15 protein-coding genes are annotated in these 14,209 nt (G+C 45.2%); all 15 read right to left on the bottom strand.

Features of this window, described 5'->3' with window-relative positions; translation table 11 throughout:
• Positions 1-13 precede the first annotated feature (13 nt).
• The 15 genes from pal to L1D15_RS08540 all read right to left on the bottom strand — a co-directional run bounded on the left by pal (position 14) and on the right by L1D15_RS08540 (position 14,000).
• The gene (pal, locus tag L1D15_RS08610) at positions 14-553 is read right to left on the bottom strand and encodes a peptidoglycan-associated lipoprotein Pal (RefSeq protein WP_239836762.1); all 540 of its coding nucleotides are present in this window, start codon (positions 551-553) and stop codon (positions 14-16) included.
• Positions 554-590: 37 nt separating this feature from the next.
• Positions 591-1,943 (bottom strand): Tol-Pal system beta propeller repeat protein TolB, encoded by a 1,353-nt coding sequence (tolB, locus tag L1D15_RS08605; protein WP_239867900.1) that lies wholly within the window; start codon positions 1,941-1,943, stop codon positions 591-593.
• Positions 1,944-1,956: 13 nt separating this feature from the next.
• Positions 1,957-3,027: a cell envelope integrity protein TolA gene (gene tolA / locus L1D15_RS08600; protein ID WP_239875310.1), complete on the bottom strand. Its 1,071-nt coding sequence runs from the start codon at positions 3,025-3,027 to the stop codon at positions 1,957-1,959.
• A gap of 13 nt (positions 3,028-3,040) precedes the next feature.
• Positions 3,041-3,484 carry an ExbD/TolR family protein gene (locus tag L1D15_RS08595; protein ID WP_239836765.1) on the bottom strand — a complete coding sequence of 148 codons (444 nt, stop codon included), beginning with the start codon at positions 3,482-3,484 and terminating at the stop codon, positions 3,041-3,043.
• Between the two features lie 5 nt (positions 3,485-3,489).
• On the bottom strand, positions 3,490-4,188 hold the full coding sequence (gene tolQ, locus L1D15_RS08590) for a protein TolQ (protein WP_239836766.1): 699 nt from the start codon (positions 4,186-4,188) through the stop codon (positions 3,490-3,492).
• A complete protein-coding gene (ybgC, locus tag L1D15_RS08585) occupies positions 4,178-4,597 on the bottom strand; it encodes a tol-pal system-associated acyl-CoA thioesterase (RefSeq protein WP_239867895.1) in 420 nt (139 codons plus the stop codon). Before ybgC ends, tolQ begins: the two co-directional genes overlap by 11 nt.
• Before the next feature lie 165 nt (positions 4,598-4,762).
• Positions 4,763-5,065 carry a cyd operon protein YbgE gene (ybgE, locus tag L1D15_RS08580; RefSeq protein WP_239867892.1) on the bottom strand — a complete coding sequence of 101 codons (303 nt, stop codon included), beginning with the start codon at positions 5,063-5,065 and terminating at the stop codon, positions 4,763-4,765.
• Positions 5,058-5,165, bottom strand: coding sequence for a cytochrome bd-I oxidase subunit CydX (gene cydX, locus L1D15_RS08575; protein WP_000270284.1), 108 nt, complete (start codon positions 5,163-5,165; stop codon positions 5,058-5,060). Before cydX ends, ybgE begins: the two co-directional genes overlap by 8 nt.
• A 12-nt stretch (positions 5,166-5,177) precedes the next feature.
• Complete coding sequence (gene cydB / locus L1D15_RS08570; RefSeq protein ID WP_239867889.1) at positions 5,178-6,314, bottom strand: cytochrome d ubiquinol oxidase subunit II; 1,137 nt, start codon at positions 6,312-6,314, stop codon at positions 5,178-5,180.
• Positions 6,315-6,329: 15 nt separating this feature from the next.
• The gene (gene cydA, locus L1D15_RS08565) at positions 6,330-7,916 is read right to left on the bottom strand and encodes a cytochrome ubiquinol oxidase subunit I (protein WP_239875309.1); all 1,587 of its coding nucleotides are present in this window, start codon (positions 7,914-7,916) and stop codon (positions 6,330-6,332) included.
• Positions 7,917-8,374: 458 nt separating this feature from the next.
• The gene (ruvB, locus tag L1D15_RS08560; protein WP_239875308.1) at positions 8,375-9,379 is read right to left on the bottom strand and encodes a Holliday junction branch migration DNA helicase RuvB; all 1,005 of its coding nucleotides are present in this window, start codon (positions 9,377-9,379) and stop codon (positions 8,375-8,377) included.
• A gap of 20 nt (positions 9,380-9,399) precedes the next feature.
• Positions 9,400-10,017 (bottom strand): Holliday junction branch migration protein RuvA, encoded by a 618-nt coding sequence (gene ruvA / locus L1D15_RS08555; RefSeq protein WP_239836911.1) that lies wholly within the window; start codon positions 10,015-10,017, stop codon positions 9,400-9,402.
• A gap of 78 nt (positions 10,018-10,095) precedes the next feature.
• A complete protein-coding gene (locus tag L1D15_RS08550; protein ID WP_239875307.1) occupies positions 10,096-11,547 on the bottom strand; it encodes a methyl-accepting chemotaxis protein in 1,452 nt (483 codons plus the stop codon).
• A gap of 123 nt (positions 11,548-11,670) precedes the next feature.
• Positions 11,671-12,192 (bottom strand): crossover junction endodeoxyribonuclease RuvC, encoded by a 522-nt coding sequence (gene ruvC, locus L1D15_RS08545; RefSeq protein ID WP_006962853.1) that lies wholly within the window; start codon positions 12,190-12,192, stop codon positions 11,671-11,673.
• Between the two features lie 68 nt (positions 12,193-12,260).
• On the bottom strand, positions 12,261-14,000 hold the full coding sequence (locus tag L1D15_RS08540) for an alpha-galactosidase (RefSeq protein WP_239875306.1): 1,740 nt from the start codon (positions 13,998-14,000) through the stop codon (positions 12,261-12,263).
• Positions 14,001-14,209 lie beyond the last annotated feature (209 nt).

The raw sequence follows: 14,209 nt of genomic DNA, 5'->3' as shown, positions 1-14,209 counted from the left end.
GGACTTTCCTTGATTAGTATACTAGAACCGCACGACGGTTCTTAGCGTATACATCTTCCGCTTGACCTAGAAGAAGAGGCTTCTCTTCACCGTAGCTCACGATTGAGATTTGATCCGCTTGAACACCTAATGCTTGTAGGTACTTAGCAACTGCCGTCGCACGACGCTCACCAAGAGCGATGTTGTACTCAGGAGTACCGCGCTCATCTGCGTGACCTTCGATAGTCACTTTTAGCGCTGGGTTTTTGCTTAGGTAAGCCGCGTGTGCTGCTAGCATTTCTTCGTAGTCACCAGCGATGGTTGCGTTGTCAAACGCGAAGTAAATTGTTTGAGACTCACGAAGTGCCTGCTCTTTAAGCTCTTGCTCAGAAAGTTGGCCGTTCTCACCGATTGGTGAAACTACTGTTGTATCAACACCGTTAGCAGAACCAGATGTTGATTGGTTCGTTTCAGAACCAGAAGCGTTAGCTGCATCATCGCTTGAACTACACGCTGTAACAGCTAGAACTGGTAGCGCAATCAATAGCCCTTTTAGAACTTTGTTTAGTTGCATTGTTATATTTTCCTTACTTTTTGATACTTATTACTTGCTACAAGAACGGAGACCATGCTGGTGCACGGACACGACCGTTTGTTGCCGGTAATCGAGCTTTAAAGCGTCCATCTATAGAAACCATTGAAAGTACATTGGTTTTATTAAAGATAGAGCTATAAATAACCATACCGCCATTTGGTGCGATGCTCGGCGATTCATCTAGCAAAGTTTTGGTCAGAATTTGAACGGCACCCGTTTCAAGATCCTGCTTCGCCAAATTGAAGCCCGAGTTACTACGATTGACCATTACTAGGAATCGTCCATCAGGTGTAATTTGCCCACCTAGGTTCTGATGCCCCTGCCAGGTAAGACGGTTGGTTGAACCACCAGCCAAATCTACTTGATAAATCTGAGGTTTACCACCCCGATCCGAGGTAAAGATCAAGGATTTGCCGTCAGGATGCCAAAATGGTTCCGTATTATTTGATCTACCACGTGTTATTTGTGTCAACTTACGGGTTTTCAAATCCAATGTATACACTTGCAGGCTGCCAGTTTTCGACAACACTAAAGCTAGTTTATTGCCATCAGGAGAGAATCGTGGCGCACCATTATGACGTGGGTATGACGTTACTTTTTCACGTTTTCCTGTTTGTGTTTCAATTATATATATTTCAGATTGACCGTTCTGGAAAGTCACATAGGCAAGTCTCTTGCCATCGGGAGACCAAGCCGGAGACATCAATGGCTGGGTTGACTTCAAAACACTTTTTTCACCATAACCATCATAGTCAGCGATACGTAATTGGTATGGATGGCTGTCACCGTCTTTTACTACAACATAGGCAATCTTGGTTCTAAATGAGCCTTTTTCCCCAGTCAACGCTTCAAAAACCCTATCAGCTATAAGATGACCCGCTCCTCTAAACTGACTTGGTACAATTGTAAGTTTTTTATTTAGAAGGATATGGTCTTGGGAAAGTACTAGTCGACCGTCATTACTTAAAGATTTAGCTTGCCCATTAGTTAATTGACCTCTGACAAGGTCAATTAACTGATAATTTACGACATACCGACCATCAGCGTCTTGGGTTATCGTGCCAGTTACAAGAGAGTCAACTCCCAAGCTTGTCCAGTCTTCAAAGTTTATTTTAGACGCTTGGTATGGTGTTTCAGGCATTTGGGAAACATCTATAGGCTTAAACTTACCACTGCGAGTCAAATCAGAAGCGACAATAGCAGATAAGTCTTGGGGCAACTTAGCATTGCCTTCCCACCTAAACGGGACAATAGCAATTGGTCGAGCAGAGTCTATGCCATCAGTAATAACTAGTTCTAGTGCAGCATTAGCGATGTTGGTTACACTGGCAAACAGTACCAAAATCCCTAATAAAAGGCGTTTAATCACGTCTTTGATCCTTTTAGTCGAAAGTAACGGTTAAGTTAATGTTTTTCAGTTTTTCGTTGACTGCATTTTCTGTTGATTTCGGAAAAATACCGACTTGTGCTATCGCACTTTTTGTAGCACCACAAACTCGCGAATCTCCATCTAATACAGTCACACCAGCAACCATCATGTCTGTCCCTGTAGGAAGCAGTCTTATGTTTACTTTACATTCCTTTCCCAATAAATAGTCATCCTTAATTAACTTTTGCTGAATTGTCCTAGTATAAATAGATGACATTCGAGAAATCTCATCTTTTATGAATTGGTTATGAGCCGAGCTATTCTGCTCTGCTTCGTTTTCAAGGCCCGAAAAAATATTATCTAACGCCGCTTCTTGCTCTTTACGCTCACGCTCTAAACGTTCTAAACGCTCCTTCTCCTTGCGCGCTTTTTCAGCGGCCTCTTTGGCTGCTTTTTCTTTAGCTATACGTTGTTTTTCAGCTTTTTCGGCTGCTTCACGTTGACGGCGAGCTTTCTCTTCCGCTTCTTTTGCCGCTTTCTCTCGAGCAACTCGCTCTTTTTCTGCCTTAGCAATTGCAGCCTGTTTAGCCAACCGTTCCTGCTCTGCTTTTTTAATGGCTTCTTCTTTCGCTTTACGTTCAGCTTCAAGTTTCGCAGCACGCTCACGCTCTTTACGTACACGAGCTTCTTCTGCTTTCCGCTCTTTCTCTTTCTGTTGTCTCGCTCTCTCAGCCTCGCGCGCGGCTTTTGCCTCTCTCGCTTGCTGCTCTTTTAGCTTACGAATACGCTCTTCTTCAGCTTTGCGATTCTTCTCAAGTTGTTCACTCTCACGGCGTAACTTATCCAAGCGATCTTGCTCTTTCTTCGCTGCGGCTTCTCTCTGGCTGCGTATTTGCTGTGCTTGCTGACGAACTAAATTCGGATCTATTACCACTGCCTGAACCATCTGTCCGGAAGGTTCAGGTTTGGACATGGTAAAGTCCGTCCCCCAAATCAACGCAACAATCAAAAGCAAATGCAGTACCGCTGATATCACTATCGGCTTAGTGTAATCACTCTTTTTTTTCGGTTTCGTGTCTTTCATAACCAGAGAGCGCTTATTCCTTTATGTCCGTCAATAAACCAACTTTAGGGATGCCCGCGCGGCTTAATTCATCCAATACTAAGACGACTTCAGCATACGGCGTTGAAGCATCGCCACCCACTGCGACTGGCGAATCCGGCTTCAGCGAAAGCTCCGCTTTTACCCGTACGATAACATCCTGAAGAGAAAGGCCTCTTATCACGTCTTCATCGTTCACACTCAGGCCTAAATTACCTTCGCGATCGATTTCGACAATGATAAAGCTGGCATCACTATCTCCAGCTAAATCAGAGGCAGGCTTTGCTGTCGTGGTTTTTGGTAGCTCAACATCAACGCCCTGTGTTACAAATGGGGAAGTCACCATGAAAATGATCAACAAAACCAGCATAACGTCGATATAAGGAACAACGTTAATTTCTGCCGTCATCTTACGTTTTTTAGGTTGGTAGCCAGCCATATCCATTAGTCCCTAGTGGAAGAGTCACGCCCAGCCATAGCTTGGCGATGTAGGATACTGTGGAATTCTTCGGAAAAAGTCGCGTAGTTATGTTCCAGCTTACCAACTTTATTGCTCAAGCGGTTATAGGCCATGACTGCAGGGATCGCAGCAAACAGGCCCATAGCTGTCGCGATAAGCGCTTCGGCAATTCCTGGTGCCACCATAGCAAGTGTTGCTTGCTTAACTTCACCCAAAGCAATGAATGCATGCATAATGCCCCAAACGGTACCAAACAGACCAATATATGGACTGATAGAACCTACGGTTGCAAGGAATGGCAGATTAGTCTCTAACTCGTCCACTTCGCGTGCCACAGCAACACGCATTGCACGACCAGTGCCTTCCATTATAAAGTCTGGCGAATCAGAGTTAGATTTTCGAAGGCGAGCAAACTCAGTAAAACCGGAATAGAAAATTTCTTCGGTGCCAGCCAATTCATCTTTACGCTTTTTCGCATTTTGATACAGGACAGAGAGATCTGTACCTGACCAGAATTTATCTTCAAATGTCTCTGCGCTTTTTGACGCTTGAGAAAGCACTTTGCTGCGCTTAATGATCATTGCCCACGACACGATCGACATACCTAACAAGGTCAACATCACCATTTTTACGAGCAGACTTGCTTGCAAAAACAGGTCAAGCATTGAAATATCAGCGGTCACTGTGAGTAAACTCCATAACTATTGATTGAGGAATCGCTTTTGGCCTCATTTTTTTATTATCGATGCATGCTACCTTAACCATTGCTTTACACAATGTTTTAGCATCAGGATTTACGATCTCTTGACAGAAAATAAGGGTGGCTTTCTTGATCTCTGCAACCGATGTCTTAACCGTCAGACGGTCTTCAAGACGGGCACCTTGCAGAAAATCAATGTCCATATGTCGGACTACGAAACCTATGTTTTGTTCCAAAAGGCTGGATTGTGAAACACCAATACTGGTCAGGTATTCCGAACGACCACGCTCAAAATACTTGAGGTAGTTGGCATGATAGACCACACCACCAACATCAGTATCTTCGTAATAAACTGTTACCGGCAGCTCAAATACCGCACGCTCGTCTTGCACATCAATCCCTTTCTACCATTTGAGGTGCTTTACTATAACGCAACTCATTACCGTTTATGCAATGGTTAATAACGGTTTTCAAAGGTTTAGACAAAAAAATAGCGTCAACTATCAATGAGTGACGCTATTGTGACTATTTAGTGGATGATTTTCAGTCAGTTCAACTTATAAAGCACGTATTAATGTTAAATAAATTAGAATCGTTAAGGAAAAATAGGGACTGAATAATACTTGCCAATACCAGTTTTTCGGCTTAAAGCTCAAACCAAAGATCATGCTGGAACAAATCGCCCAAATCATTAGCGGAGAGATTAAAGCATTAAAGCCGCCAATAGAGGCTGAATATTGCTCCGGATCCCACATCACCATAGCCACATGGTAAAAGCCGAGAATCAAAGATAAGGCTCTGAATAGAGCCTTATCCATTGGCGCATGTAGCTTAGCTACTTGCTCCGCCAGATTACTCACTATCTTTATCCATCATTTCAGAATGCTCTAACCAAAGAGCGTTGATGATGCCGAATGCACAAGCAAGTAGTACACCTAGAATCCATGCGAAATACCACATAGTAATAGCTCCTTAGTAAAGTGAGTTTTTGTTGTCTTCAATGAACTTGCTGTCCAGACGACCAAACATCTTGTAGTAAGTCCAAATGGTGTAAGCCAAGATAATAGGCACCATGATGAAGGCAACACCAGTCATTAGGTTGAGCGTCAATTCAGATGACGTTGCATCCCACATTGTCAGGCTGTGGTTAGGCATCAAATCAGAAGGCATGATGAATGGGAACATCGCCAGACCCGCTGTGAAAATAATACCTGCATTACCTAGGCTTGAAGCGAAAAATGCGATACCACCACGCTCAAGACGTGAAGCCAATACAGTCACAAGAGACATTACTACACCCAGCGCCGGAGCAATCCACATCAATGGGTACTGCTCGAAGTTGTTCATCCAAGCCCCCGCTTCACGAATCACTTCTTTAGCAAGTGGGTTAGATGCGCCGTTATGGTCAATTGCACTGGTAATCACATAGCCTTCGATGCTTTGAACCCAGAAACCAGCAGCAACGAAAGTCGCAACCGTTAGTAGGCCCATGATTTGTGCAACACTACGCGAGCGAGCGTGAACTTCGTCTGTAGTCTTCATCTGTAGCCAAGTAGCGCCCTGCATTAAGATCATAAACAAGCTAACTAAGCCACATAATAAGGCGAATGGGTTTAATAGACCAAAGAATGAACCGTGATACGTTGGCATCAAAAATTCAGTCAACTGGAACGGTACACCTTGCAGTAGATTACCAAACGCCACACCAAAGATGATTGGTGGAACGAAGCCACTGATAGAAATACAAATGTCCCACGTTTGACGCCACTTAGTATCTTCAATCTTTGAGCGATAAGAGAGACCCAAAGGTCTTAACCACAACGCAGCCAAGGTCAGAATCATCGCCAGATAGAATCCAGAGAACGACGTTGCGTAAACTAAAGGCCATGCAGCAAACAGAGCACCACCCGCTGTCACCAACCAAACTTGGTTGCCTTCCCAGTGAGGTGCGATCGAGTTGATCATCACACGGCGTTCAGTATCATTTTTTCCGATTACAGGTACTAGCGCGCCAACACCCATATCGAAACCATCAGTCACTGCGAAGCCTACCAGAAGAACACCGATCAGAACCCACCAGATAAGTCGCAAGATTTCGTATTCAAACATATGTTTCTCCTTGCTTTACGCGTCTACTTGACGACTAACTTTGTCTTCAACAGAGTCAGCGTTTTGCTCAAAGTGGTAGCGACCTGTTTTCAGGCTGCTAGGACCTTTGCGAGCAAATTTCAGCATCAAGTACACTTCTGCAATCAGGAAGACGGTGTATAGCGCCAAGATTGCAAACAGTGACGTCCAGATTTCTCCAGCGGTGAGTGCCGATGCCGCCACATGTACAGGTAGAATTTCACCCACAGCCCATGGCTGACGACCAAATTCAGCAACAAACCAACCTGCTTCGATAGCAATCCAAGGCAGTGGGATACTCAGCAACGCGGCTTTTAGTACCCATGGTTTTTGCTCGATCTTCTGACGACAAGTCTGGATGAATGCAGCACCGAATACGAATAGCATGATAAAGCCACACGCAACCATGATTCGGAACGACCAGAATAGTGGCCAAACTGTTGGGATAGAATCATCTGCCGCGGCTTGGATCTGATCTTCAGTCGCATCAACCACGTTTTCTGTATAACGTTTCAGAAGAAGACCGTAACCTAGGTCACCTTTTACTTCATCAAAGGCGGCCATGTTTTCTTCTGACTTGTCACCTGCACGAAGCTTTTCAAGCAGTTCATAGGCGTACATACCTGTGCGGATACGATCAACGTGTTCATCACGAAGATCACGTAGGCCTGTTACTTGCTCATCCAAAGAACGAGTCGCGATGATGCCCATGACGTAAGGAATCTTGATCGCATAATCAGTATGCATGGTTTCCTGATTTGGCAGACCAAACAAAGTGAAAGCGGCTGGTGCTGGCTCGGTGTGCCATTCTGCTTCTACTGCTGCCAGTTTTACTTTCTGTACTTCACCTAATTCATAACCAGATTCGTCACCAAGCACGATTACAGACAGGATTGCCGCCATACCAAAAGAGGCTGCAATGGCGAATGAACGACGAGCGAAAGCGATGTCACGACCTTTTAATAGGTAGTAAGAACTGATGCCAAGAATAAACATCGCGCCTGTCGTATAGCCCGAAGCGACTGTGTGTACGAATTTCACCTGAGCCACAGGGTTAAGAACCACTTCAGCAAAGCTCACCATTTCCATTCGCATGGTTTCAAAGTTAAAGTCTGCCCCAACTGGGTTTTGCATCCAGCCGTTTGCAACCAAAATCCACAATGCCGAGAAGTTAGAACCTAGAGCGACTAACCAAGTGACAACTAGGTGTTGCCGTTTAGTCAATCGGTCCCAGCCGAAAAAGAAAAGGCCAACAAAAGTGGACTCAAGGAAGAAGGCAACCAACGCTTCGATGGCCAAAGGTGCCCCGAAGATGTCTCCGACGTAATGAGAATAGTAAGACCAGTTAGTACCAAACTGGAACTCCATCGTCAGACCGGTGGCAACACCTAGTACAAAGTTAATACCGAACAGCTTACCCCAGAACTTTGTCATGTCCTTATAGATTTGCTTATCCGTCATAACGTACAGAGATTCCATGATGGCGAGAAGGAAAGCCATACCCAGAGTCAATGGTACGAAGAGGAAGTGATACATCGCAGTGAGCGCAAACTGCAACCGCGACAGATCGACTACATCAATCATGTTTACTCCTATGTGTCGGCTGAAGACACTTTTTACATTTCTGCGGCATAAGTAAGCGTTGAACAAACTCAAACAATGTTGCTAAAGAACAGCATGTTGTTGCAAAAATGTACCGTAACGGTTAGTTAATTGTTAAGCATCAGCTAATATAGCTAGTACTAATACTACTGCTAAAAACTGTCTGTTTCAAAAGGTTTGTATTTAGACTTCGCTTTGATTTGTATCAAATTTTGTGCGGCATTTTTGTCTAAAAAACCATCACATTGATCAACATCAACAGTTTAAACGAGCTTTTGTTAATTTGTGGTTATTTGTGAGGGAGAACAAGGTATTTATGCAAAACAAGTGCTTAACAACTCGTCTACTTTAGTTACCTAAATGGCAGGAGCAAGATTCCATTATTGTGACTTTCATCACTAAAAATAAAAACCAGCTCATATTGAGCTGGTCCTGAAAACTTATTTTTCAATTCCGAAATGAAGATAAGCCCTATCGGTAGCTATACGCCCTCTTGGCGTCCGCTGTAGATAGCCTTGCTGTATCAGATATGGCTCCAAGACATCTTCAATGGTATCCTTCTCTTCACCAATGGCGGCTGCCATATTATCCAGCCCAACCGGTCCACCACCGAACTTCTCCATAATGGCTAACAGTAGCTTGCGGTCCATGTAATCAAAGCCCTGAGCATCAACATCCAACATGTTAAGAGCCTTGTCTGCGATGTCTGCACATATATGCCCGTTACCTTTCACTTCTGCGTAATCTCGCACACGGCGCAACAATCGGTTGGCGATACGTGGCGTACCACGAGCACGTCTTGCGACTTCAAGCGCGCCTTCGCTCTCCATCGACAAGCCCAAACAATCAGCGCTACGCTGAACAATATGCTGAAGATCTGGGATTTTGTAGTATTCAAGGCGCTGAGTGATGCCAAAGCGATCTCGAAGTGGGGAAGTTAACGAGCCCGCTCGCGTCGTGGCTCCTATTAGAGTGAATGGAGGTAAGTCAATTTTAATAGAGCGCGCGGCAGGACCTTCACCAATCATAATATCGAGTTGGTAGTCTTCCATCGCGGGATACAACACCTCTTCAACCATCGGACTCAAACGGTGAATCTCATCAATGAACAGCACATCGTTTTCTTCTAGGTTGGTCAGAAGCGCGGCCAAGTCACCCGCTTTTTCCAGAACAGGACCAGATGTAGTGCGAATGTTTACGCCCATTTCGTTGGCAACAATGTTTGCCAACGTGGTCTTACCTAAACCTGGAGGGCCAAAAATCAGCAGATGATCCAACGCCTCTTCCCGGAGGTTGGCTGCTTTGATGAAAATCTCCATTTGATCACGAACATGATCTTGACCTTGATAATCCGCCAGCTTCTTTGGACGAATGGCTCTATCGATGACGTCTTCTTCTTTATAAACCGCATTATCCGGTGCGATTAGACGATCCGCTTCAATCATTAACCGTTCCTAGTTGTCACTTAAACCATGGACTTCAGTGCTTCGCGGATCAGCTCTTCACTGCTCATCTCTGAAGTCTTAACCTGAGACACAACTTTAGAAGCTTGGGTCGGTTTGTAGCCTAGTGCAAGTAAGGCACTAATCGCTTCTTCTTCGGCATTAGATTGATCGGCTTGCGGTACAGAATCCACTGGGGCTGCGTCTGTATGAGGAGTGAACAAATCCCCCGCACCCCAGCCTTTGAGACGGTCTTTCATCTCAACAACCAGACGTTCCGCTGTTTTCTTACCAACACCCGGCAATTTAACCAGTGTTGAAATGTCTTCACGTTCAACACATGAAACAAATTGGCTGGCTGTCATACCTGACAATATACCCAAGCCCAGTTTCGGACCGACGCCATTAGCTTTAATCACTTCGCGGAATAAGGCACGTTCTTTAACAGTATTAAAGCCATAGAGTAGCTGAGCATCTTCGCGAACAACAAAATGCGTGTAGATGATTGCTTCCTCACCAACATTCGGCAATTCATAAAAACAGCTCATCGGCATCTGAACTTCATAGCCAATACCGTTTACTTCAATCAACAATTCAGGGGGTTGCTTTTCAAGCAGAATGCCACGCAAACGTCCAATCACACTCAATACTCTTTAGAAATGAATTTGCGACAGGATAATAAAGAACTGGATAGACATCCAGTTCTTTATACGGTGTATCTAGATTTTTGAGACCACTAGATCAAGTTGGGATGTGAGAGTGCGCACTGTCTCGACCTGCCCGTTTAACTGCGAACCATTTTGTGCAACAAGCTCGGAAATGGTCTTGGTTTCCACCACACCATTGGCCACTTCACTGCTCGCTTCATCCAGTTCTTTGAGTGCCGACATTTGGTTGGTCATGATATTGGCTAAGCCGTTTACATCTTTCGAGATACCCGTCACTTGTTCGATGACTTCTTTCATTCGCGTCGCACTAGCGTGGACCACCTCTTGACCGTAACGCACTTCCTGTTCGCTTCGGTCAAGCAAGTTACGAATCTCCACCGCGGACTCACTACTCTTAGCTGATAACTCACGAACCTGATCCGCCACCACAGCAAACCCTCTGCCCTGTTCACCCGCGCGAGCGGCTTCAATCGCTGCATTCAGTGCCAGTAAATTGGTTTGTTCCGCAACCGAAGTGATCAAATCAGCGACTTTCATGATTTGATCATGGCTGTCGATGATCTGGCTTATTGCACTGATAGAAGCTTCAAGCAGTTCTGAGCTCTTCTCTGCCTGTTTATGGACAGCGTCACTTCGTCCGCGTAACTCAGTGACAAAGTGGCTAGAATCTTCAAGCCCCTCGGTCATCTGATGCACCTGCTGACTCATCTGTTCAGCGGCACTGGCCTGAGATTCACTATTGATGTTGAGCTGACTAACCTGGCTTTCGAGAGCTTCCGACTGAGACTCTAAAACTTGCGAGACTTCTTTCAATTGATGAGAATTCTGATTTGCTTGCTCTAGTACACTCGATAAATGTCGCTCACCTTGCGTAGCTTTGTCGGCTACCGCTTCACTTTTTTGTTTTGCGTACTCTGCTAGCTCAATCGCCTGATCACGCTGTTTCGCCGTAAAGGCTTGAGCAATACAAATCACCACCAGCGGGAGAATGGTTCCTGACCATATTTCAATGCGCAATGCCGATTCAGATAGAATCAATTGAGGAAAGCTAAAATCAGAGAGATGAAGATACGTCATGGCAGCCGATAACGAAATGACAATCGCACTCCAACAAATCGCCATGCTCCTCGTCCCTGAAAGGAAAAAAGCAACAACCAGTAAAGGCACCCAATAGGTTTGAGTTGACTCTACCACTCCGCCACTTTGGTAAATGATGTTGAGCGCATGGACGGTCATACCAACAAAGCCGAGATTGAGGGCAAAACCGGGATGTTTAAGCCACTTCAGACAAGCTGCAGAAATCAACTCTAAGACAATCAGAAACACAGAAGTCAGCACTAAGCTGTCATGGCTGTGTTTACTCCATTTAATAAAACTATAAAGACCAACGAGGAAGGCAATAAAAGTGAATAGAGACAGGATGTCAGCCTGTCGCTGTTGTGATTTTGTCCAATGGTGTTGGCTCGGCATGCACGCACGACGCCAGAGAGTGGCTGGGTTCATTGTCAATCATCCTTGATTGAGAGTTATAAGACCTCCGACCACTATAGATTTACAACATTTTCATAACAAATTGCATTATTAGATCTGTTTAGGACGTCTCAGTTTTGAAATCACTATGCACAATCAACGGTAACGACCTCGTCGTGCACTGGTTGCTTTACCAGCCAAAGCAACTAAGGTTTTATTGGTATTCGCATGACAGATAGCAACGCCTAGGGCATCAGCGGCATCCGCTTGAGGCTTGGCAGGTAACTTGAGCATTGACTGCACCATGTGTTGCACCTGTTCTTTATCTGCGCCACCAGTCCCGACCACCGCTTGTTTGATTAAGCGCGCTGCGTATTCATATACCGGAAGGTCAGCATTCACTGCAGCAACGATCGCACTGCCACGGGCTTGACCAAGCTTTAAGGCGGAGTCCGCATTGCGCGCCATAAACACTTGCTCAATAGCAAACACATCCGGCTGGAATTGGGTGATGATTTCGGTCACTCCGGCGTAGATTTGCTTGAGCCGTCCTGGCAGCTCTTTTTCTGATGTTCGAATACAGCCACTACCTAGATAATGAAGGTGACGCCCGGTTTGGCGGATAACGCCGTATCCAGTGATGCGGGAACCTGGGTCAATGCCCAAGATGATTGACATAGTGCTTATAAAACCTATTCGTTTAGCCAGCGCGTATCTTAGCTTACACCATGAGCATTAGCGAGGTTTCAGGGCGCAGTAACCACCGCTCTACTCGATAAACCCGCATCCAGCGTCACTTCAATAACCGCGGTGCGCTCATGACTAAGCTTCTCCCCACTCCAGTAGTCATACCAATGCACTGGGAAATCAGACGTCAGAGTGACCTCTCGTGCTGGTTGCTGGAAATTAAATAGACAATGTAAGTCGTTTTGCTCCGTCATGGGTAGATACGCGTGGTGCAAACTCAATGACGTGAATCGGGCGGCATTTTGATTATGCTTATGGCGGATAAACAAACGCGACAGTGTTCGCTGAGCAAACGGCGTCATCTCAGGTAATGGGTCACCTGATAACAACAGCCCACCACTCGCCAGCAATACATCACGATGAAATTCATAGTAACGCCGCTCAGTCGCTTGATTAGGTAGCGAGACTAACGTGGCGCAATCCGGATCAACCAGCCATAACTTCCGATGCTGCCAACTACGATAAAAGGTTTCTTTAGCAATCTGTTCGAAGCGCCTCTCATCTCGCTCGACATCGTCTGAGATACGCATTGCATCGACAAGTCCCAGCGATGGCCACATTGGAGCATTACAGCCAAGAATTAAGGCCTCACCCGCTCCTTCGGCAATGGCTTCCATACCCAGCCGATACGCCTCTACACCTGTAATACCACTCTGATGTCTAAAACCTTTCAATGTTCCCCAATAGTTCGCATCGAGCTTGAATAACTCAATGCCCCACTCTTCACGCATAGTTTTCACTACGTTTGTTAGATGTTCCTGAACATCTGGATTAGACGTATCTAATATGTACCAAGGCGTACAGCGCCAGCCCGCGTAAGTCACCTCTTCAGCTTTAAGTAATGAACCGTCGGCATGGGTAACAAACCAATCCCGGTGTTGTTTAAACACTTGAGACTCAGGTTGAGCAATAAAGGGAGCTAACCAAATTGCTGGTTTCTTGCCTTGGAGCTTAATTTCTTTGATCAGTGATTCTATACCAGATGGAAACTTGTTTGACGGTGTCAACCAATCGCCCATAAAAGCCTGGTAACCGTCATCCAACAGAACATATTCGAGTTGTTGTAGATCACCTTGCATACACTTCATGTTATCCAGAATATGCCCTTGTGTAACTTCAGCGTAATAAGCGTACCAAGAGCACCAGCCAATTGGTGCGTCCTTCATAGCGCCCTGACGAGCAGGATGATGTCGCGATATCAGTGTCGCATATTCATCATAAAGGGCGGAAAGAGACGTTCCCTGCAGCACAACAACAGATTCGAGTTGATTAGAAGCCCAATCAAGCGGGTGAGTGTTTTCACCATCAATGCATATCTTCAACCAAGTGTGATTTTCAATATCGACAATTTCGAAATATCCAGCAAAACGGTGACAAGAAGTAAAACCAAATAGGGTGTAACCCGTCGAATCTTCTACCACCAGATAGTTGTAGTAACGTTTTGCCGCAGTGGGAGGATAAATTCGGTAACTGGAAGAGTTGTCAGGACAACGTCCTATATCAATGGGGTGCTCCGCCGTGCCAGTCGTCTGAGCTAACATCTGAAAACCATCACCAAGCAAAGTGGCATTATGCTCAAAGCCAAATTCAGTAATCGCCAAGACATAACGTCCACCAATGGGATCATTATTCAACCCTTGATAAGTAAACGTAATCTCATTGTGATTAAGATCGGCCTGAAGATTGATGTCTCTTACTCGCAGGGTGCGACCATTCTCCAGTTTGACTGAAAACGACATAAATGAACTCCCAGACCCTATATATTTTTGCACTGTTAAACAAATTAGAGCACTAGGCTTTTTTATTGTCCAATCACTAACTTAGGTAATATTGGTCTAGGTCACGAATTGTCCACTTTAAATTCACAAGTTGAGTAAATACGGTTTTAGATGAGGTATAGCATAGAGATGAAACGAAAAAGCCCTCCAACTCCGGGAGGGCGAAAAGG

This window comes from Vibrio sp. Isolate25, from assembly GCF_022398025.1.
GTDB classification, from domain to species: Bacteria; Pseudomonadota; Gammaproteobacteria; order Enterobacterales; family Vibrionaceae; genus Vibrio; species Vibrio coralliilyticus_A.
The sequence above is the reverse complement of the archived record's forward strand: the minus strand, read 5'-3'. Positions and strand labels throughout refer to the sequence as shown.

Bases quoted from the DNA above. Each gene is read 5' to 3' on its own strand.
- pal (WP_239836762.1), bottom strand. From the start codon at position 553: ATGCAACTAAACAAAGTTCTAAAAGGGCTATTGATTGCGCTACCAGTT.
- tolA (WP_239875310.1), bottom strand. From the start codon at position 3,027: ATGAAAGACACGAAACCGAAAAAAAAGAGTGATTACACTAAGCCGATA.
- L1D15_RS08595 (WP_239836765.1), bottom strand. From the start codon at position 3,484: ATGGCTGGCTACCAACCTAAAAAACGTAAGATGACGGCAGAAATTAAC.
- cydX (WP_000270284.1), bottom strand. From the start codon at position 5,165: ATGTGGTATTTCGCATGGATTCTAGGTGTACTACTTGCTTGTGCATTC.
- cydB (WP_239867889.1), bottom strand. From the start codon at position 6,314: ATGTTTGAATACGAAATCTTGCGACTTATCTGGTGGGTTCTGATCGGT.
- cydA (WP_239875309.1), bottom strand. From the start codon at position 7,916: ATGATTGATGTAGTCGATCTGTCGCGGTTGCAGTTTGCGCTCACTGCG.
- ruvB (WP_239875308.1), bottom strand. From the start codon at position 9,379: ATGATTGAAGCGGATCGTCTAATCGCACCGGATAATGCGGTTTATAAA.
- L1D15_RS08550 (WP_239875307.1), bottom strand. From the start codon at position 11,547: ATGAACCCAGCCACTCTCTGGCGTCGTGCGTGCATGCCGAGCCAACAC.
- ruvC (WP_006962853.1), bottom strand. From the start codon at position 12,192: ATGTCAATCATCTTGGGCATTGACCCAGGTTCCCGCATCACTGGATAC.
- L1D15_RS08540 (WP_239875306.1), bottom strand. From the start codon at position 14,000: ATGTCGTTTTCAGTCAAACTGGAGAATGGTCGCACCCTGCGAGTAAGA.